At 56.1% G+C, this 19,439-nt stretch carries 15 protein-coding genes and 1 other annotated feature; of the genes, 5 read left to right on the plus strand and 10 right to left on the minus strand.

The annotated features are described in order from the left end of the window. Positions 1 to 158 precede the first annotated feature (158 nt). Positions 159 to 1,451 carry a PspC-like choline-binding domain-containing protein gene (locus B5E84_RS13285; RefSeq protein ID WP_087223539.1) on the plus strand — a complete coding sequence of 431 codons (1,293 nt, stop codon included), beginning with the start codon at positions 159 to 161 and terminating at the stop codon, positions 1,449 to 1,451. Between the two features lie 365 nt (positions 1,452 to 1,816). On the opposite strand, the gene B5E84_RS13290 is transcribed toward B5E84_RS13285, so the two are convergent. Next, entirely contained in the window at positions 1,817 to 3,094 is a 1,278-nt protein-coding gene (locus B5E84_RS13290) for an SLC13 family permease (RefSeq protein ID WP_087223541.1), read from the minus strand. A 21-nt stretch (positions 3,095 to 3,115) separates the two neighbouring features. After that, positions 3,116 to 3,952, minus strand: coding sequence for an MBL fold metallo-hydrolase (locus B5E84_RS13295; RefSeq protein ID WP_087223543.1), 837 nt, complete (start codon positions 3,950 to 3,952; stop codon positions 3,116 to 3,118). 348 nt (positions 3,953 to 4,300) lie between these two features. On the opposite strand from B5E84_RS13295, the gene B5E84_RS13300 reads away from it, so the two are divergent. Beyond that, the gene (locus tag B5E84_RS13300; RefSeq protein ID WP_087223545.1) at positions 4,301 to 5,230 is read left to right on the plus strand and encodes a LysR family transcriptional regulator; all 930 of its coding nucleotides are present in this window, start codon (positions 4,301 to 4,303) and stop codon (positions 5,228 to 5,230) included. 252 nt (positions 5,231 to 5,482) lie between these two features. On the opposite strand, the gene nagA is transcribed toward B5E84_RS13300, so the two are convergent. Both nagA and B5E84_RS13315 read right to left on the minus strand, forming a co-directional pair. Continuing rightward, positions 5,483 to 6,622, minus strand: coding sequence for an N-acetylglucosamine-6-phosphate deacetylase (gene nagA / locus B5E84_RS13305; RefSeq protein WP_087223547.1), 1,140 nt, complete (start codon positions 6,620 to 6,622; stop codon positions 5,483 to 5,485). Between the two features lie 277 nt (positions 6,623 to 6,899). Beyond that, positions 6,900 to 7,820, minus strand: coding sequence for a LysR family transcriptional regulator (locus B5E84_RS13315; protein WP_087223551.1), 921 nt, complete (start codon positions 7,818 to 7,820; stop codon positions 6,900 to 6,902). A 206-nt stretch (positions 7,821 to 8,026) separates the two neighbouring features. Between B5E84_RS13315 and B5E84_RS13320 the strand changes: the two genes are divergently transcribed. The 3 genes from B5E84_RS13320 (at position 8,027) to B5E84_RS13330 (ending at position 12,190) form a co-directional block, all read left to right on the plus strand. Beyond that, positions 8,027 to 8,521 carry a MarR family winged helix-turn-helix transcriptional regulator gene (locus tag B5E84_RS13320; protein WP_087223553.1) on the plus strand — a complete coding sequence of 165 codons (495 nt, stop codon included), beginning with the start codon at positions 8,027 to 8,029 and terminating at the stop codon, positions 8,519 to 8,521. Further along, complete coding sequence (locus B5E84_RS13325; RefSeq protein ID WP_087223555.1) at positions 8,484 to 10,253, plus strand: ABC transporter ATP-binding protein; 1,770 nt, start codon at positions 8,484 to 8,486, stop codon at positions 10,251 to 10,253. Before B5E84_RS13320 ends, B5E84_RS13325 begins: the two co-directional genes overlap by 38 nt. A gap of 80 nt (positions 10,254 to 10,333) precedes the next feature. Then, positions 10,334 to 12,190: an ABC transporter ATP-binding protein gene (locus B5E84_RS13330; RefSeq protein WP_087223630.1), complete on the plus strand. Its 1,857-nt coding sequence runs from the start codon at positions 10,334 to 10,336 to the stop codon at positions 12,188 to 12,190. Here B5E84_RS13330 and B5E84_RS13335 read toward each other — a convergent pair. The 6 genes from B5E84_RS13335 to recD2 all read right to left on the minus strand — a co-directional run bounded on the left by B5E84_RS13335 (position 12,187) and on the right by recD2 (position 19,395). Continuing rightward, positions 12,187 to 13,884 carry a DEAD/DEAH box helicase gene (locus B5E84_RS13335; protein WP_087223557.1) on the minus strand — a complete coding sequence of 566 codons (1,698 nt, stop codon included), beginning with the start codon at positions 13,882 to 13,884 and terminating at the stop codon, positions 12,187 to 12,189. The two genes, B5E84_RS13330 and B5E84_RS13335, sit on opposite strands and share 4 nt — an antisense overlap. 375 nt (positions 13,885 to 14,259) lie before the next feature. Then, a complete protein-coding gene (locus B5E84_RS13340; protein WP_087223559.1) occupies positions 14,260 to 14,835 on the minus strand; it encodes a biotin transporter BioY in 576 nt (191 codons plus the stop codon). Positions 14,836 to 15,100: 265 nt separating this feature from the next. Then, positions 15,101 to 15,475: a 50S ribosomal protein L7/L12 gene (gene rplL, locus B5E84_RS13345; protein ID WP_087223561.1), complete on the minus strand. Its 375-nt coding sequence runs from the start codon at positions 15,473 to 15,475 to the stop codon at positions 15,101 to 15,103. Positions 15,476 to 15,532: 57 nt separating this feature from the next. Continuing rightward, positions 15,533 to 16,021 (minus strand): 50S ribosomal protein L10, encoded by a 489-nt coding sequence (gene rplJ, locus B5E84_RS13350; RefSeq protein WP_087223563.1) that lies wholly within the window; start codon positions 16,019 to 16,021, stop codon positions 15,533 to 15,535. A gap of 35 nt (positions 16,022 to 16,056) precedes the next feature. Beyond that, positions 16,057 to 16,195 (minus strand) — a sequence feature (ribosomal protein L10 leader region). A 97-nt stretch (positions 16,196 to 16,292) separates the two neighbouring features. Then, complete coding sequence (locus B5E84_RS13355) at positions 16,293 to 17,048, minus strand: ComF family protein (protein WP_242963372.1); 756 nt, start codon at positions 17,046 to 17,048, stop codon at positions 16,293 to 16,295. Between the two features lie 124 nt (positions 17,049 to 17,172). Then, a complete protein-coding gene (recD2, locus tag B5E84_RS13360; protein WP_087223565.1) occupies positions 17,173 to 19,395 on the minus strand; it encodes an SF1B family DNA helicase RecD2 in 2,223 nt (740 codons plus the stop codon). Between the last annotated feature and the right edge of the window lie 44 nt (positions 19,396 to 19,439).

A 19,439-nucleotide genomic window follows, 5' to 3' on the forward strand; every position in this document is an offset into this window, starting at 1 on the left:
CCACATACCACATACCCCCTCCCCGTCCCCACCACATCCTCCCATTTCTGCCACCAACCGCATATGGATTTCAAAATATCCGTCAGCTATAATGAGCCACGTAAGCAAACAACGGCCGCACGGCCAACGGTTTTTAACAAAAAAGGAGAGAACTTATTATGAAAAAACAGATCAATTTCTTAGCTGTGTTGTCTGCTGCTGCGATGATGGCTCTTGCGGGAAGCGGGAGTGTGTTGGCGCAGGAGAAGGCTGGCTGGGTTGAGGAAATGGCCGGAGAGTGGAAATATTATGACACAGACGGTTATATGCTCACCGATTCCTGGAAGAAACAGGGGAATGACTGGTATTATTTAGATGACGACGGAAACCTGGCTTTCAATAAGCAGGTGGACGAATACTACGTGGATGAGACCGGAAAACGAGTGTCCAACGCCTGGCTTTCCGTGGAGAACGAGGAATGGGGCAGCGACGGTCCCGATACCTACTGGTTCTACTATGGCAAGAACGGCAAAATGGTGACAGAGAAGTGGATGTCCATTGATGGAAACTGGTACTACTTTGACAGCGAGGGCCACATGATGACCGGCATGGAGGAAATCGGCGACGGCACCTACTACTTTGGGGAGGACGGGGCCCGTAAGTACGGCTGGTTCTATCTGCCGGAGACAGACGAGAGCCTGGATCGGGAATTTTCCTGGTTTTACTTTGACAAAAACGGCAGAATGCTGGTAAATGAAGTGGACAAAAAGATCGACGGCTCCTACTATACCTTCGCCGACGGCCGGATGCAGACGGGATGGGTGCTCACCGACGGCGAGGCGGCCAAGGAGGACAGCGTGGCCGGCTACCAGTATTACAACGAGGACGGAAAGCGGGCCTCTGGCTGGATGACCATTGTGGGCGCTGACGGAGTGGCCGGCGAGGACGAGGAGTTTTCCTTCTTCTTTAAGAACGGAAAACCTCACTATGCGGAGAACGGCATTCAGATTTTCAGCGTAAACTCCAAAAAGTACGGCTTTAACACCAGAGGAGAAATGCAGACGGGCCTCCAGGTAGTCGAGAGGGAGGACGGCATTTCCGGAAACTACTACTTCGGTGAGGACGGCGTCATGAGAGTGGGAAAACAGACCATCTATGACGAGGATTTAGGGGAGAACCAGGTTTGGTACTTCAGCACTGACGGCTCCAACAAGGGCATGGGCTACAACGGCATCCGCGACAACATCATCTATGAAAACGGCCTGCGCCTGGATGCGGACGCGGACCTGCGGGTAGCTCCCATCACCTTTGAGGACAAGCAGTACCTGGTAAACGTAAACGGCCAGATCCAGAAGGCGTCCTCCAGCTCTACCTCCAAGAAGAATCCGGACCTGGGCAAAGGCTTTAAGGATTTTGAGGACTTAAATGACAAGGTGTGGACCGTGGATACAGAGGGTGTGATCCAGCAGTAATCCCGCCATGTTGCCCTAAAAGAGTGTGCGCTTGGCGCACACTCGCGCCGGAGCGCGGCTGCCTCAGCAGCCATCTTCTTTTGCGCGGAGTGCGCCTCCTTGCGGAGCATTCTCATTTAACAGGAAACGAAGTTTCCTGTTAAATGAGAAACGGCTAACGGAACGAAACGTACCGATACCGATAAAAATACCGATATACTGTTAAGAATACTGACATACTATATAGAAGAAACTCATCACGCAGACAGCCCCGGAACGGAGGAAAGGATCCGTTTTCCGGGGCTGTCTTTTTTCTTTTTAATTTGCCATGCCAGCGCGGATACCAAGGGTTCCTGGGCGCCAGCCTGTTCTGGCCACCGTTTTGATCAGTACAGAGGGTACATGATCTGGGCCGTGACCGCGCAGCTTATGATCGCCAGAATCATGTAAGGAACTGTGAATTTCAGCACCTTCACCGGGTTGTAGCCGCCGGCCGCGAAGGCTACTGCCGCCTCGCCGGAGCCGGAGGGGAATCCCAGGGCGAACATATTGGCCGTTCCGATGATGAGCACCACGCCTCTGGGGTCCCAGCCACCGGCCAGGGCAACGGAGGCTGCGATGGGGATCAGCACCGTCTGGGTCGCCATGTTGGATAAGAAGGTGGTCATGATGACCGTCGCGGCGGAGAATACCAGCATCACCATCATGGAGCTGGGATGGCCGCCGAGAAGATCCAGAACCAGGGTTCCGATGGCGTCACCGGCGCCGGATTTTCCCAGGGCATCCGCAACCACCAGCACGCCGGCGATCATCCATACCATATCCGACGTCATGGCTTTCACAGCCTCGTCTACCCGAAGCACTTTTCCGTAGATCAGGGCCAGCACGCCGAAGGCGGGAGCCAGGTACAACAAGTTGCCTGTCCATTTATTTAAAATCATCAGAACCATAACGATGATAAAGACGGCGTATACGTACATTTCTTGTCCGTGGGAAAGGGTTTCCGTCTTTTTGGCCTCCTTTAAGGCCTTCTCGTTCAGTCCTTCTTCCTTCGGCATCAATTTCCACGCGAACACGCAGTACAGCGTGAGCACGATCATGCTGGGAATGGCGTAGATGAAGGGATCCATCATGGTGAGCGCGTACTGCGGCTCCGGATAAATGCCCTCATACAGGCCGTTTAAGGTGGCGAAGGTAGCCGCGCCCATGCCGATGGGGAAACGGAATTTCCACGCGCACAGGATTCCCAGAAGGGGAAGGAGCAGGCGTTTCGCCGTGATGTCTCCCGTGTTTCCCAGGGTCATGAGGAACACCACCATAATGGTGATCACCGCCGTGGACGGGATGAACTGGGCAAAAATGGCGCCGATGAGATAAAACATGAGGATTAACAGGATTCCCCGTTTTCCCTTCATGGCGTTCATCATGGTGCTGATTCTGGCCACCAGGCTGGTCTTTGTGAGCACGGCGCTCAGGGCCAGCATGGGGGCGATGAGGACAACGATCTTGTTTCCAAATCCGTTAAAGGCATCCTGAAGTCCGATCACTCCTGTGGCCGCCAGCACGGCGCAGCAGGTCATGGCCGTCACTCCGAAGGGGAATTTATGCCAGATGAACATGACCATCATAAACAGGGTCACTGCCAATACAATGTACATTTCCATATTTTTTTACCTCTCCGTTCTTTATTTCATCAGTGCCTTTACCTGACGTACCCGCTCCTCCACGAAATCGGCCCACACCGTATCGTCCAGGTAGGGCTGGCTCTCGTCGGTGTACTGTCCCGCCCGGTCCACGATCTCGATCTGGTTGGGGTGGCTGGGAAGGGCGATGTCCACGTGGATGGATTTTACCTTTTCGCAGTCGTTAAAGAAACGCTCCCGCAGGTCGGGGGTTAAGTATTTGCTGGTGGAATAATAGCCGTCATTCATGGTGTTTCCGCCCACGCCGCCGTGCATTCCCACCACGTAGGTCTCCCCGTTTGCCGGGTTTTTCACGTCCCAGAAAAAGCTGGTGCAGCCGATGGTGTGGCCGGGGGTGAGCATGGTGCGGATGGAAATATTTCCCAGGGTGATGGGCTCGTCGTCGGAGTAATATTTATCCACCTCAAACATCTGGGGATGGGAGTCCGGATCCAGGACCATGGTCTCCTCCGGGCAGGCCTTCATAAACTCCGTGTCCTCCTTAGACATATAGAGTTCGGCGCCGGTGAGCTTTTTCATGGCCGCGGCCGCCCCGCAGTGGTCAAAATGGGCGTGGCTGATAAGGATTTTTTTGATGTCCTCCGGCTTATAGCCCAGACGGTAGATGGAGTCCACCAGCAAATATAAGCTCTCCGGGATCGCTGTATCCAAAAGGATCAGCCCGTCTCCCGTATCAATCAGGTAGCAGCCCACCCAGGTCTGCCCTGCCACGTACCAGGTCTGCGGAGCTACCTGGAAGGGCTTAATCTCCAGCTCCCACGGCTCATAAGCCAGCGTCTTTACCGGATGCGGTGTCGGTTTCGTACAACGGAATGCCATAATCTTCTATCCCCTTTTCTTATTTTTTGCAACCGTTCAGCCATAGAGAACCATATGGAACACGCCGCGTGGAAACTCCCTCACGAAGCCGTGTTTTGCCGTACGTTTCTATAGGGCGGACGTCCTACATGAATCATCTGGCGGCTAATAGCATTTGACGCCGGCCGTTTTCGCAGCATCCGTCAAATTATGGATGGCATGGCTAAATGGTTACTATTTTTTCTTCAATTCTCTTGAAGTTTTTGTATATTTTTATTATAATTTCCAATATCTCTTATTTCAACTTATGGATTTTTATATTTTATCTTAATCTAATTAAGACTAATTTGAAGAAAGGAGTGCGGACTTATGGATCTGCGCCAAATTGAAAATATCATTGCCATTGAACAGGAGCAGAGCATTTCCAGGGCGGCGGAAAAGCTTTTTCTCACCCAGTCCGCTTTAAACCAGCAGCTCCTACGCCTGGAAAAGGAGCTGGGAACCCCGCTTTTTGAGCGGCGGAAACACTCCATGATCCCCACCTTCGCAGGCAAGCTCTATCTGGCCACCGCCCACCGGATGGTGGATATGAAAAAGGAGACCTACAAGATCATCCGGGACATTTCCGAGGAGAATGCCGGGGAAATCTCCGTGGCTTACTCGCCGGAGCGGGGTTCCTTAATGTTTTCCGAAATTTACCCCGTATTCCACAAGCGTTATCCTCACGTTACCTTCCGCATTCACGAGGCTCATGTGAAAAAAATGGAGCAGCTCCTGCTGCAAAAAGAAGTGACTCTGGCCTGTCTCACTTACTTCGGGGAAGGAAAAAATGCGGCCCTGGAGTATGTGGAAACCTGCCAGGAGCTGATGGTGCTGGGACTGCCTGCCAGCCATCCCCTGGCCCACCTGGCCGGAAAAGAAAGCTGGAAATATTTTCCGGAAATTGACCTGACGCTGCTGCAAAATGATTCTTTTGCCCTGATTTCCAAGCTTACAAAAATGCGGGATATGATTGACGACTGTTTCCGCCAGGCCGGTTTCATTCCCAACATCCTGTTTGAATCCGCCAGTACCTCCACCGTGGTAAATATGGTGAAAAACCAGGTCTGTGCCGCGTTTTTCCCCCAGTCCTACGTGGATCCCAGCCTGCCCATCGTCTACTTCACCACCCGCCCCCGCAAGTCCTGGATGCAGTGCGTGGCTTATCTGAAGGGAGAGTATCTGACGGCGCCGGAGAAGTATTTTATTGAGTTGGTGGGGATGTATGGGAGGAAAAAGCTCACAAATGAAACACCATAGTATGGACTCACGGCGTAATACAGATGTGAGAACAGCCGTCTTTCCTTACGCGGGATTCGTCCTCGCCGGAGCGCCGCTGCGCCAGCAGCCATCTTCCGCCGCGGGAAACCCGCATCCACCGGTGGCTTGTGTGTCACGGGGAACACAGTTTCCGTTTCCCATGGCACATAAAAAGCGCGGACACCGCATTTTACAGTGTCCGCGCCAAATCCCGCTGTTATTTTCTGTTATTTTCTATTTTCCTCTCTCCCTCTACAGCATCGCCACACCCAAGCAATAGGTCTGCGCCACATCATAATTGTCCTCCAGCACCACCAGATCCGCGTCGTATCCGGCGGCGATGCGGCCTTTGCGGTCGTCTACCCGCAGGCATCTGGCCGGGTTGATGGTACAGGAATTGAGGGCTGTCTCAAAGGGAACCATGGCGTCCTCCACCAGGATCTTTAAGCCCTTGTTCATCCGCAGAGTGCTGCCGGCGATGGTTTCCGTGCCCTTTAATCTGGCCAGTCCGTCCTCGCCGATCTCAATGTCGTGGCCGCCCAGCTGGTAGTTTCCGCCCGGCGGGCAGTGTTTCGCCCGGAGAGAGTCGGTGATCATAATGCTGTAATCCCGGCCCTTCACCGTAAAGAAGTTGTTCAGAGCAGCCAGATGGGAATGGCAGCCGTCACAGATGATCTCCCCGTAGACATCCCGGAACCGGAAGGCAGTTCCCACCAGGCCCGGTTTCCGGTGATGGTAGGCCGTCATGCCGTTGTAAACGTGGGTCATAGAGGTCGCGCCGTTGGCAATGCCCATCACCGCCTCCTCATAGCGGGCGGCGGAATGGCCCATGCTCACCACCACGCCGTGGGTGGAGCAGTATCTGGTGAGCGCGTGGTTCTCGTCGTGCTCCGGAGCCAGGGTGATATATTTGATCCAGCCCTTGGCCGCCTTCTGATACTCCTCAAACTGCTCTACCGTGGCCTTGGCGATGGCCTCCGGCGGCTGAGCCCCCTTGTATTCCATATCCAGATACGGGCCCTCAAAATGGATGCCTAAGATCTCCGCTCCCTCGTAGCCCTCCTCGATCACCGCCGCCACATTGGCCACTGCCTTTGTGAGCACGTCCGGCATCTGGGTCACGGTGGTGGGCAGAATTCCCGTTACGCCCTCCTCCGGGATCCGCTTCATCCAGTTCTTAAGGCCTTCCGGCTCTCCGTCATTAGTGTCGTAGCCGTAGGAGCCGTGGGTGTGTACGTCGATAAAGCCCGGCACAATCCGTTTCTCGCCGTAGTCCTGATCCGCCTCTTTCGTCCCGTAAGGCCAGATCTGAGCGATTTTCCCGCCCTCGATTTCCACATCCGCCGGGAAAAATACTCCGGACAGCCACACTCGCTTGCTTCGTATGATCATTTTATATCCACCTCCTGTTTTACATACCTTAAGTATACCCTCAACCGGCCGCGGTTACAAGGACTTTTCCGCCGCCGCCGGAAACTTGCGGCCGGAACTTCTCCGCCGCCGTTTCCCGGCGGTCTTTCCTCCAATACATCCTGTTCCGGAGCCTGCCAGCCTTCCTGGCCAGAGGTCATTTCCCCTCTCCTATCATCTTCCCATCCCGGACATCCTCTCCCGGCTCCGCCCGCCTTTCCGCCGCAGGCGTCACTCCTCAGTTTCACTGGCCTTCCGCTCAAAAACCGCCGCCCGTCTCCCGCTGTCTCTCCGTTTCCAGGCTCCCCGCCTGGCTCCTGGCGATCCGGATAAAGTCCTTCACCACCCGGCTCTCCTCCCCCGGCCGGACACAGATTCCAAAGGACATCTCCCCCGCCCCCTCCACCGGCACCTGGGCCAGCAGTGGATCCTCCGGCAGAAACAGCCGCGGCAGAAACGACACCCCGTACCCCGCCCGCGCCAGCAAAAGGGCGGTCTCCGGAGAGTCCCCAAAGTAGATGTCCTCGATGGAACGCCCCCGCATCAGCAGCTCCTGGACCCGCAGCACCGCCTCCGGATTCCGCACCGGGTTGCTGAATATGAGTTTTTCCTTCTTCAGGTCCTCCAGGGACACCGACTTCTGCCCTGCCAGGGGATTTTCCCGGCTGCACAGGCAGACTAACGGGACCTTCAAAAGCTCCCTGTACACCTCCGCGCCCTTTCCCGTCCCCGACTCCCGGAAATCCAGCACCACCTCCACCTCTCCTTCCTTTAAAAGGCGGTGAATATGGGGCGCCGGCCCCGTCTGGAAACGGGGGTGTAGGCCGGGATATTTCTCCTTCAGCTCCCGCAAAACGCCGGACAAACCAGACAGATAGGCATGGCTCTGACACCCCACCGCAAACGCCACCACAGCCTCCTTCTCCGGGGCCTCAAACCTGGCCCGCGCCCGGGCCGCCGTCTCCATGATCGTCCTGGCGTCGCTGGTAAACAAAAGCCCTTCCCTGGTCAGCTCCACCAGCCGGGTGCTCCTGCGGAAAAGCTTTACCCCCAGCTCCTCCTCCAGAGAGCGGATCTGGTGGGTCACCGCCGGCTGGGTGACGCTCAGCCGCTCCGCCGCCCTGGCAAAGTTTAACGTCTCCGCCACCATCAAAAAACAGGCTATCTGAAATGTATTCAAAACACAGTCCTCCTTACCAAACCTGCAGGGACAAACGACGGTTTTACCTGCCCCAGGTTCCTGATTAATAAATTTTCTTTATTAATGATAACATTTTTTGAATTCCCCTTCAACCGGTTGTGAGTATAATGGTTAGTATTCCCTCTGAGGTTCTGCCCTGAACCGTTTGGAGGGGAACAAAAAAAACAAGAGAGGAGCTGCTTTTCATGAACGGAAACCGAATGATTTCCCTGTTAAAGCAGGTAAACGCGTATCTGGACCAATATGGAAAGGAGGTTATGGCAGCGGAGGACGAGGACCTCACCCTGCCTCAGAGCTTTCTGCTGGGGTATCTGCTGGAATCCGGAAAAGACGAGTTCTGCGCCGCCGTGATCTGCCGGGAGACAGGTCTTTCCAAGGCCACCGTCTCCGGACTCTTTAAAGAGCTGCGGCAGAAGGGCTATATCGAGATGGAATTCATCCCCGAGGACGGCAGGCGCAAACGGATCCTCCTGACCCCCAAAACCCTGGAGGCCAGAAAGCGGATCCGCGGCCTTCTGGCGCGCAGGCGGGACTGCCTGTGCCGCGGAATCTCTGAAAGCGACCTGGCCGTCATCGAGAACGGCCTGACCCAAATGTCCCGCAACTTAAAAGAAGAACACAATCAAATAAGGAGGAATCGACATGATACAAATACTGCTTGGACAGGTCGGGGAATATAAAAAAGTTTCCCTGCTCACTCCCCTTTTCACCGCCCTGGAGGTCTTTATGGAGGTGCTGATCCCCTTCGCCACCTCCGCCATCATCGACCAGGGCATCCAGGCCGGCGATATGGGAAAGATCTGTTTCTACGGCGCCATCATGCTGGTGATGGCATTCCTAAGCCTGCTTTTCGGCGTGCTGGCCGGCCGTTTCGCCGCGGAGGCGTCCTCCGGCTTTGCCTGCAACCTGCGGGAGTCCATGTTTGAAAACATCCAGACCTTTTCCTTTTCCAACATTGACAAATTCAGCACCGCCGGCCTGGTCACCCGTATGACCACCGACGTGACCAATATGCAGAACGCGTACCAGATGATGATGCGGATCGCGGTCCGCGCCCCCCTCACCTTCCTGTGCAGCATGGTGATGTGTCTGGTCATCAGCGCCAGGCTGAGCCTGATCTTTCTGGTGGCCATCCTGTTTCTTGGCGTGTGCCTGTTTCTCATTATGTCCAAGGCCACAAAGCTGTTCAGCCAGGTTTTCCACAAATACGATGATTTAAACGCCAGCGTCCAGGAAAACGTCTCCGCCATTCGCGTGGTGAAGGCCTTCGTGCGGGAGGATTACGAGAAAAATAAATTCGCGGCCGCGGCGGAAAACATCTACCGCCTGTTTGTAAAGGCCGAGGGCCGTCTGACCTTAAATAACCCGGTTATGATGCTGGTGGTCTACGGCTGCATGATCGCCCTCTCCTGGTTCGGAGCCCACTTTATCGTGGTGGGAGATCTGACCACCGGGCAGCTCACTTCCATGTTCAGCTACGTCATGAGTATGCTCATGTCCTTAATGATGCTGTCCATGGTATTCGTGATGATCACCATGAGCAGCGCCAGCGGCCGGAGAATCGCCGAGGTGCTCACAGAAAAAGCCGACCTTACCAATCCGGCGGATCCCGTCCTGGAGATCGCCGACGGCAGCATCGACTTCAACCACGTAAGTTTCGCCTACAAACACGGCGGCAGCGGGGAGGAAACGCTCCACGACATCGACCTGCACATCCGTTCCGGCGAGACCGTCGGCATCATCGGCGGCACCGGCTGCGGAAAATCCAGCCTGGTGAACCTGATCAGCCGTCTCTATGACACCACCAGCGGCCAGGTCTTGGTGGGGGGAAAGGACGTCCGCTCCTATGATATGGAAATGCTCCGCAGCCAGGTCGCCGTGGTGCTCCAGAAAAACGTGCTGTTTTCCGGCACCATCCTGGATAACCTGCGCTGGGGCAAGGAGGACGCCACCCTGGAGGAATGTCAGGAAGCCTGCCGGCAGGCCTGCGCCGACGAGTTCATCGAGCGGTTTCCGGATAAATACGACACCTGGATCGAACAGGGCGGCAGCAACGTATCCGGCGGCCAGAAACAGCGTCTCTGTATCGCCCGCGCCCTGTTAAAGAAACCGAAGGTGCTGATCTTAGACGACTCCACCAGCGCCGTGGACACCGCCACCGACGCCAGGATCCGGGCGGCCTTCGCCAAAAAGATCCCCGGCACCACCAAGCTCATCATCGCCCAGCGAATCTCCAGCGTAAAGGACGCCGACCGCATCCTGGTGCTGGAAAACGGGCAGGTAAATGCCTTTGATACCCATGAAAACCTGTTGAAAACCAATCCGATCTATCAGGAAATTTACGAGACGCAGCAGCAGGGCAGCGGCGATTTTGACCAGCCGGCCCCAGATACTGGAAAGGAGAGTGCATAATCGTGGAACGTACCAATCGAATTCCCGCCGGCTCCGGCAGAAATTTCGGCCGCGGGGGGCAGAGAGCCAGTTTTAAAGAAATGTGTCAGATGCTAAAGCGGGTACTCCGCTATATGACAGAGAATTATAAATGGTCCTTTATCGCCGTAGTGCTCTGCATTTTCGGCTCCTCCCTGGCCACCAGAAGGGGAACGCTGTTTATGCAGACCCTGATCGACGACTACATTGTGCCCCTCACTCAGGCCGCCAGCCCGGACTATGGCCCTCTGGCCCGCGTCCTCGCCGTCATGGCCTGTATTTTCGGGGCCGGGATCCTCTGTTCCTTCGCCTACACCAGGATCATGGTAAACGTGAGCCAGGGCACCATGAAACGGCTGAGAACGGAGCTGTTCTCCCATATGCAGTCCCTGCCGGTCCGCTACTTTGACACCCACTCCCACGGAGACATCATGTCCGTGTACACCAACGACGTGGATACCCTGCGCCAGCTCATCAGCCAGAGCATCCCTCAGGTGATCAACGCGGCCATCACTCTGGTGACCACCCTGGTGAGTTTGATCATCCTGGACATCCCACTGACCATCGTCTGCCTGTTCATGGTGGGCCTGATGGCGTTTTCCACCTCCCGCTTAAGCGGCCGGTCCGGGATGTATTTCTCCAGACAACAGAAGGATCTGGGCGCCGTAAACGGCTACATTGAGGAAATGATGGACGGCCAGAAGGTGGTAAAGGTATTCTGCCACGAGGAAAAGAGCCTGGAGCAGTTCAAAGCCTTAAACCGCCAGCTGCGGGACAGTGCCTGCAACGCCAACAAGTTCGCCAACATCATGATGCCCTTAAACGCCAACCTGGGAAATATCTGCTACGTCCTCTGCGCCGTCATCGGAGCCATACTGGCCCTGGGCGGGTACTCCGGGCTGACCCTGGGCGGACTGGTTTCCTTCCTGATGCTGTGCAAGAGCTTTACCCAGCCGGTGACCCAGCTCAGCCAGCAGATGAACAGCATCGTCATGGCCACCGCCGGAGCCGAGCGTATTTTCCAGATGATGGATGAGGCTCCGGAGGAGGACAACGGCTACGTGGAGCTGGTAAACGCCAAAGTAAACGCCGACGGCTCTCTGACGGAAACAAAGGAGCGCACCGGCCTCTGGGCGTGGCGCCATCCCCACTCCGCCGACGGCACCGTCACCTACACCAAACTGGAAGGGGACGTGACCTTCAACGACGTGGATTTCGGCTACAACGACGACAAAATCGTCCTTCACAACATCAAACTCTTTGCCACCCCCGGCCAGAAGATCGCCTTCGTAGGCAGCACGGGAGCCGGAAAGACCACCATCACCAACTTAATCAACCGCTTTTACGACATCCAGGACGGCAAAATCCGCTACGACGGCATCAATATCAATAAGATCAAAAAGCCGGACCTGCGCCGCTCCCTGGGCATAGTGCTCCAGGACACCCACCTGTTCACCGGCACTGTCATGGACAACATCCGCTACGGCCGTCTGGACGCCACAGACGAGGAGTGCATCGCCGCCGCCAAGCTGGCCAACGCCCACGGCTTTATCAAGCGTCTGCCCGACGGCTATGACACCATGCTCACCGGCGACGGCAGCAATCTGAGCCAGGGCCAGAGACAGCTCTTAGCCATCGCCAGAGCCGCCGTGGCCGACCCGCCGGTACTGATCTTAGACGAGGCCACCTCCTCCATTGACACCAGGACGGAAAAGCTGGTGCAGGAGGGCATGGACCGGCTGATGAAGGGCCGCACCACCTTCGTGATCGCCCACCGTCTCTCCACCGTAAAAAATTCCGACTGCATCATGGTGCTGGAGCAGGGCCGGATCATCGAGCGGGGCAATCACGAGCAGCTCATGGAAGAAAAAGGAAAATACTATCAGCTCTACACCGGAAATGCCATCGAGGCCTCTTAATCCTGCTTGGCCATCTCCATGTGGATGTTTTTGCCCTTGATTCTGGAGTTTTTCATGGCCTCCAGCACTTCCTCCGCGCAGTCCTCCGGCACTTCCACAAAGGTGTAGCGGTCGTACATATCAATGCTGCCTACCAGGCTGCCGGGCATCCCGGACTCTCCGGCGATGGCCCCCAGCACGTCGCCCGGTTTCACGTTGTGGTTTTTGCCCACGTTGATAAACAGGCGCACCATATCGCTGTTTCCGTTTCTGCGGGAGCCGCCCCGGCGGCCGCGGCCTCTGAACTCATTGCCGCCGTCCCGGTAATCGCCTCTGCCGCCTTTTCCGCGGCGGCCGCGGCCGGGGCGGTCCAAATCGTCTAAATCCCTGGCAGTGCGGAAATCGTCGATGGTGTCCTCCACCTCGTCTCCCATGGCCATCCGCAGGAAGGCTGCCGCCAGATCCATGGCGGTATAGTCCTCCTCCAGGATCTTCTTTTCAATGGCGCCGATCATCTCCGACAAATCCTCTCTCTCGATCAGATCCGTCACTTCGTCCAGCACCTTCTCCATGCGGATGTCCGTAATGTCGTTTAAGGACGGGATCGCCTGGGGAATGATCTTCGTCTTGCAGTAGCGCTGGATGTCCCGCAGCTTATAGACCTCCCGGCCCACCACCAGGCTGAAGGCCCGGCCTTCCCGGCCGGCGCGGCCCGTCCGGCCGATGCGGTGCACGTAATACTCGTCGTCCTGGGGAATGTCGTAGTTAAACACCGCCTCCACATCGTCCACGTCAATGCCTCTGGCAGCCACGTCCGTGGCCACCAGGATCTCCGTGCGGCCGTTCCGAAAACTGTTCATCACCTTATCCCTCTGGGCCTGTTTTAAATCCCCGTGAAGTCCCTCGGCGAAGTAGCCGCGGCCCTGCAGGGCGTCCACCAGCTCATCCACCTGCTTTTTCGTGTTGCAGAACACTACGGACAGCTTGGGGGAGTACATATCCAGCAGACGGCACATCACCTCCACCTTGTTCTTCGGTTTCACGTCGTAGTAATACTGGGTCACCTTCGGCACGGTGAGCTCCTTTTTCACCACTTTCACGATCTCCGGCTCCTGCTGGAACTTCTTGGCGATCTCCATAATGGCCGGGGGCATGGTAGCGGAAAACATCACCGTCTGCCTTTCCTCCGGCAGCTGGCTGAGGATCGTCTCCATATCCTCCAGAAATCCCATGTTTAACATCTCGTCCGCCTCGTCCAGGATCACCGTATGGATATTTGCCACCTTGATGGTTTTCCGTCTCATATGGTCCATCACACGGCCGGGCGTGCCGATGATGATCTGCACTCCGTCCTTTAAGGAACGGATCTGTTTCACGATCTCCTGGCCGCCGTACACCGGCAGTACCTTTACCCCGTGCATATATTTGGCCAGACGGCGGATCTCCTCTGCCACCTGGATTGCCAGCTCTCTCGTGGGACAGAGGGCGATGGCCTGCAGTTTCTTGCTTTTCGGGTCAATTTTTTCCAGCAGGGGAATGCCGAAGGCCGCCGTCTTTCCCGTACCCGTCTGGGCCTGGCCGATGATGTCCCGGCCTTCCCGCTGCAGGGGGATGGCCTGGGCCTGGATGGGGGACGGCTCCTCAAAGCCCATGTCCCGTACGGCCTTTAAAATCTTGCTGTTCAGTTCCATTTCATCAAATCTCGTTGTCTCCATTTAAACTCCTTATTCTCTGTTTCTGATCTCTGTGGTTCTATATTCATCCGGCCCGGCAGAAAATTGCCCCTCTGACGGCCCTGGCTTTGCCTTTTACGGCAGGCTCCGGCAGACATCTCGCCGGAGACTCTTATGTCATGAGGAACGCATCTTCCTACGACACAAAAAGTGTGCGCTTGGCGCACACTCGCGCCGGAGCGCGGCTGCGTCAGCAGCCATATTCCTCTGCGCGGAGTGCGCCTCCTTGCGGAGCATTCTTAATTTAACAGGAAATGCAGTTTCCTGTTAAATTAAGAAAAGGGGGGCATCAGCCACGTCAGGCTTTGCCTCCCTCGTTCGTACAATGTATTACTATAACAGAGAACCTCCCCCGCGTCAAGAAAAATCGCCGGGCAGCGCCCGTCTCAGGGCTTTCGCCAGGGCCGCGGCCGCCAGGCATTTCACCACATCCAGGGGGATAAAGGGCAGAGCGTCCCGCAAAAGCAATGCCAGCCAGGGCAGTCCCGTGGTATACCTGGTCCAGGACACTCCAAACAGATAGATCACCGGAATCCCCACAACAATCAAAAACACCGTCTGCTTTCCCAGCCCCTTTACCCTCCTGCAGAACAGGGAAATGAGCACCGCCGCCACCAGAAATCCCAAAATATAGCCTCCCGTCGGCCCAAAGAGCTTTCCCGCTCCTCCGGCGCCCCCGGAAAACACCGGCAGCCCCGCAAGTCCCAGCAAAATCCATACCAAAATCACCGCCGCCGTCTGGGCCGGCCCCAAAAGCATCCCGATCAGGTTCACCACCATGGTCTGGGCCGTAATGCTCACCGCCGTAAAGGGCAGGGGAATCACAATATAGGCCGACACGCTGAGAATTGCCGCCAAAAGCCCCATAGCCGTCAGCTCCCCCGCCGTCCATGCCCGCCGGCCGGTTCCCCGGCTTTCCCGTTTCCTCTCCATTTTCCACCTCCATCACCAGAACACATCCTGTTTATCCACAATGCCGCCGTAGGTTTTCCCCTGTGCGATCGAACCGCACGTCTCACGCCCGCACGCGGCGGCGCCGGCCGCCTTTTCCTCCGTGCGAAACGCACCTCCTACAGCTGCTTTTACGCTGCCCCGTCACAGAGAACGCCGTTTCCTACAAAAATACGGTTTCCCATGACGTAAAAAGGGACCTCCCGGATCTCTCCGGAAAGCCCCTCCTGTCTTTTCAAATCTTTGATTACTTTAAGGTAACCTTTGCGCCCTCGGCCTCTAACTTGGTCTTGATGTCCTCGGCCTCCTCTTTGGATGCGCCCTGCTTTACAACCTTCGGAGCGCCGTCAACTACGTCCTTAGCCTCCTTCAGGCCCAGACCGGTCACTTCACGAACAACCTTGATAACTTTAACCTTGTTCGGGCCAACCTCGGTCAGCTCAACGTCAAACTCGGTCTTCTCCTCCTCAGCTGCGCCGCCGGCTGCTGCTGCAGCTACTACTACGCCAGCTGCTGCGGATACGCCGAACTCCTCCTCGCAAGCCTTTACTAACTCATTTAACTCTAATACGGATAATTCCTTGATAGCTTCGATAAACTCTGCAGTTGTTAACTTTGCCATTTTAATTTCCTCCTATTTTCTTTTCCTGAATTTGGTTTTTAAAACACGTACCTGTAATTACGCCTCTGCCTTCTCAGCGATCTGATTAAGCACACGAGCGAAATTGGTAATCGGGGACTGGATGCTTCCAAGCAGCTTGCCAAGAAGAACCTCTCTGGACGGGATGGTCGCGATAACCTGGATTCCCTTCTGATCGTAGTAGGTTCCCTCTACCACGCCTGCCTTTAACTCCAGCTTGTCAGCAGTCTTTGCGAACTCCGCCAGCACTCTTGCCGGGGCGGTAGCGTCTGTCTTAGACACAGCCAGAGCGGTCGGTCCTTCCAGATGGGGCTCTAAAGCCTCGAACTCCGTTCCCTTTGCAGCAAAGCGAATCATGGTGTTCTTGTATACCTTGTAGGAAACACCAGCTTCTCTCAGCTTCTTACGCAGCTGCGTATCCTGCTCCACGGTAAGTCCGCGGTAGTCCACAACTACGGCAGATGCAGCGCCGTTTAAAAGCTCGGAAATCTCTGCTACAACCGGCTGCTTTAATTCTACTTTTGCCATTTTGGTTTACCTCCTGTTAGATTTGAAAGAGTATCACCTGCGAAAAATAAGCCCTCCTGTCAAGACAGAAGGGCTCTACAAATTCTCTGTTATGAGCTTTGTATGTTCCTCGGTAGGCGGTTTTACCTTATGCCTTGCGGCGCCTACTGTCTTCGGCAGTCAATACTGGTGTAATATATCACAGAAATGGCTGGTTGTCAATGGGGTCGGGAAAGGTTTTTGCGAAATTTTCGCCAAATTCGTAACCGTTTCGCCATGCTATTCATACCGGTTACCGTCCGTGGCCAATGCACACGTTTAACAGGTACACCCGCCGGATCCCCGCTCCCAGAAGGGCCCTGGCGCAGGCCTCGGCGGTGCTGCCGGTGGTGTAGATGTCGTCGGTGAGAATGACGGTTTCCAGGCCGGGAGGGACTCTGCTACTGTCCGCCGCGAAGGCCTGGGAAAGGTTTTTCAGCCGCTCCGCCGCCGTCAGATCCTTCTGGGGCATAGTTTTCCTGGTGCGAAACAGGATGTCGGTGCGCACCGGGACAGGCTCCGGCAAATGGGCGGAAACACTTCTCGCCAGGGCCTCCGCCTGGTTAAATCCCCGCTCCCGCAGCCTCTTTTTGTGAACCGGCACGGGGATAATGGCATCCGCCTTCATGCGGGCGATCCGTTTCCCGTACCGTTTTGCCAGGGCCTCGCCGTAAAAATCCATGTACTCCCGGCGGCCGTGGTACTTGATCCTGGCCATGGAGCGCTTGGAAATGCCGTCGTAGTTTAAAAGGGCGATCCCATACTCAAAGGATTTTCTCCGCCTGGAACAGTCGTAGCAGTATTCCACCGCCTCGCCAGTCACTTCTTTGCCGCATTTTTTGCACACAGGGGATTTCGTAAAGGAAAGCTTGGAAAAACAGCCGGGACAGATACTCCCGGAACGAAAGGGAAGAACTTCATCGCAGACGGGACACCGCCTGGGATAGAGGATCTCGGCCAGAAAACCGGCCGCGCTTTTCACATAAGATATGGTTGGAATGAATGTCACATTTCTCCTGTTCTGCCCGGCCCAGGCGGAACGCGCCGCCTGCCGGACCGGAAAGCCGCAGGCGCCGGAGCGCCTGCCAGATATGAGTTTCGTTTCTTTTTCCGCGCCTCGAAGGCCGGATGGCTTAAAGATCCGCCAATTCCAGGATCCGGTCCTTTAAGCCGGAGTAGCGGCGCTGTTCCGTCTCATTGTCCACCATGGACTGGAACGTCTCCGGGACGCCTACCAGGCAGACGCAGGAACGGGCCCTGGTGACCGCGGTGTAAATGAGGTTGCGGGTCATGAGCATCCGCGGGCCGCTATGGACGGGGATCACCACCGCCGGGTATTCGCTGCCCTGGGATTTGTGGATGGTGATGGCGTAAGCCAGCTCCAGCTCCTCCAGCTGCTTGAAACTGTACTCCACCATTCTCCCCTCGTCAAACTCCACCGTCAGGGTCTCCGCAAAGCCGTTGATCTCCCGGATCACGCCCATGTCGCCGTTAAACACGCCCAGGCCGGTCTCCACAGGGATGCCGTAGCGGTTCCTGGTCTCCCACTCCAGCTGGTAATTGTTCTTTACCTGCATGACCTTGTCGCCTTCCCGGTAAATGACGCCTCCCGCCTCCCGCTCCGCCTTTCCCCCGCCAGCGGGGTTTAAAAACTCCTGGAGAATGTTGTTTAACCGCTCCACGCCCAGGGCCCCTTTCCGCATGGGCGTCATGATCTGGATGTCGAAGGGGTGGGCGTTTACATAGCCCGGGAGCTTTTCCCTCACCAGGGTGATCATGGCGCTGATGATGGCGTCGGGATGGTCCCGGCGGATAAAGAGGAAATCCCGGCTGCGCTTTGTCAGGTCGATGGGCTCGCCGCCGTTGATGCGGTGGGCGTTTACCACGATGTCGCTCTGGGAGGCCTGACGGAAGATCCTGGTGAGCTTTACCACGTTGAAACAGCCGGAGTCGATGATGTCCCGCAGCACATTTCCAGGCCCCACGCTGGGCAGCTGGTTCACGTCTCCCACCAGAATGAGCCTGGTGCCCACATTCACCGCCTTTAAAAGGGAATGGAGCAGGTAAATGTCCACCATGGACATCTCGTCAATGATGATCACATCTGCCTCCAGGGGATTTTCCTCGTTCCGCTCAAAATGGGTTCCGGAGGAATTTTTGTCGTCCGGCGCTCCGGTGATCTCTAACAAGCGGTGAATCGTCCTGGCCTCCATGCCTGTGGCCTCCGTCATCCGTTTCGCCGCCCGTCCCGTGGGCGCCGCCAGCAGAATCTCCATCCCCGCCTCCTCGAAATAGCGGATGATGGTGTTGATAATGGTGGTTTTTCCCGTTCCCGGGCCGCCGGTGATGACTAAAAGGCCGTTTCCCACCGCCTCTACCACCGCTTTAACCTGCATTTCATCCAGCTGGATGTGTTCCTCCTGCTGGATGCGGTCCAGCTTTTTCAAGATCTCGCCCTGGTCAAAATGGCCCTGGATGCTTAGATCATAGAGCATTTTTGCGGAATTTAACTCCAGGTAATAATACTGGGAGGCGTAGACGATCCGTTTCTCCCCCTGGACTTTTACCACCAGCTTTTTTTCGATCTGAAGATCCATGAGCTGACGTTCGATCAGATCCGGCTCTACCCGCAAAAGCTCGGTGGCGGAGGCCAAAAGCTCCTCCTCCGGGAGATAGGTGTGGCCGCTTCCCACCGCCTGGAGCAGGGTGTAGAGCACGCCGCTCTTGATGCGGTAGTCGGAGTCGGTGAAAATGCCCACCCGCCTGGCGATCTCGTCCGCCATCTTAAATCCCACGCCGGGAATGTCGTCCGCCAGCCGGTAGGGATTTTCCTCGATGATGCCGTACATCCGGGGGCCGTATTCCTGGTAGATTTTTACCGCCAGATTGACGGAAATGCCGTATTTCTGCAGGAACATGGTGGCCTGGCGCATTCCCTTTTTTTCTTCCATCTGCCCGGCGATGGCCATGGCCATCTTTTCGCTGATGCCCTTGACCTCGGAAAGCCGCTCCGGCTCCTCCTCCATGATCCGGAAGGTGTCCGCCTTAAACCGGCGCACGATCCTGGCCGCCAGGGCCGCGCCCACTCCTTTGATGGCGCCGGACGCCAGATAGCGCTCCATGGAATCGGCGTCCTCCGGCGTCTTGATCTCGTAGCTTTCCACCTGGAGCTGCTCGCCGTAGATGGGGTGCTCCGTCATGGTGCCGGAGGCCTCTATCATTTCCCCTTCATTTATATAAGGAAAGGTTCCCACCAGTATGTACTCGTCGTCTGACGCCGCCAGGCTTAAGACGGTGTAGCCGTTGTCCTCGTTTCGATATTTAATTTTCTCCACAAATCCCTGTACCGTCGCCAACTGGAACGCTCCTTTGCTTGGTTATGTCTTTGTCCTGGGGCGGG

It is taken from the genome of Lachnoclostridium sp. An14 (assembly GCF_002160755.1).
Classification (GTDB): domain Bacteria; phylum Bacillota; class Clostridia; order Lachnospirales; family Lachnospiraceae; genus Lachnoclostridium_A.

Coding starts and splice junctions, on each gene's coding strand:
- B5E84_RS13285 (WP_087223539.1), top strand. CDS start 159: ATGAAAAAACAGATCAATTTCTTAGCTGTGTTGTCTGCTGCTGCGATG.
- B5E84_RS13290 (WP_087223541.1), bottom strand. CDS start 3,094: ATGGAAATGTACATTGTATTGGCAGTGACCCTGTTTATGATGGTCATG.
- B5E84_RS13295 (WP_087223543.1), bottom strand. CDS start 3,952: ATGGCATTCCGTTGTACGAAACCGACACCGCATCCGGTAAAGACGCTG.
- B5E84_RS13300 (WP_087223545.1), top strand. CDS start 4,301: ATGGATCTGCGCCAAATTGAAAATATCATTGCCATTGAACAGGAGCAG.
- nagA (WP_087223547.1), bottom strand. CDS start 6,622: ATGATCATACGAAGCAAGCGAGTGTGGCTGTCCGGAGTATTTTTCCCG.
- B5E84_RS13320 (WP_087223553.1), top strand. CDS start 8,027: ATGAACGGAAACCGAATGATTTCCCTGTTAAAGCAGGTAAACGCGTAT.
- B5E84_RS13325 (WP_087223555.1), top strand. CDS start 8,484: ATGATACAAATACTGCTTGGACAGGTCGGGGAATATAAAAAAGTTTCC.
- B5E84_RS13330 (WP_087223630.1), top strand. CDS start 10,334: ATGTGTCAGATGCTAAAGCGGGTACTCCGCTATATGACAGAGAATTAT.
- B5E84_RS13335 (WP_087223557.1), bottom strand. CDS start 13,884: ATGGAGACAACGAGATTTGATGAAATGGAACTGAACAGCAAGATTTTA.
- B5E84_RS13340 (WP_087223559.1), bottom strand. CDS start 14,835: ATGGAGAGGAAACGGGAAAGCCGGGGAACCGGCCGGCGGGCATGGACG.
- rplL (WP_087223561.1), bottom strand. CDS start 15,475: ATGGCAAAGTTAACAACTGCAGAGTTTATCGAAGCTATCAAGGAATTA.
- rplJ (WP_087223563.1), bottom strand. CDS start 16,021: ATGGCAAAAGTAGAATTAAAGCAGCCGGTTGTAGCAGAGATTTCCGAG.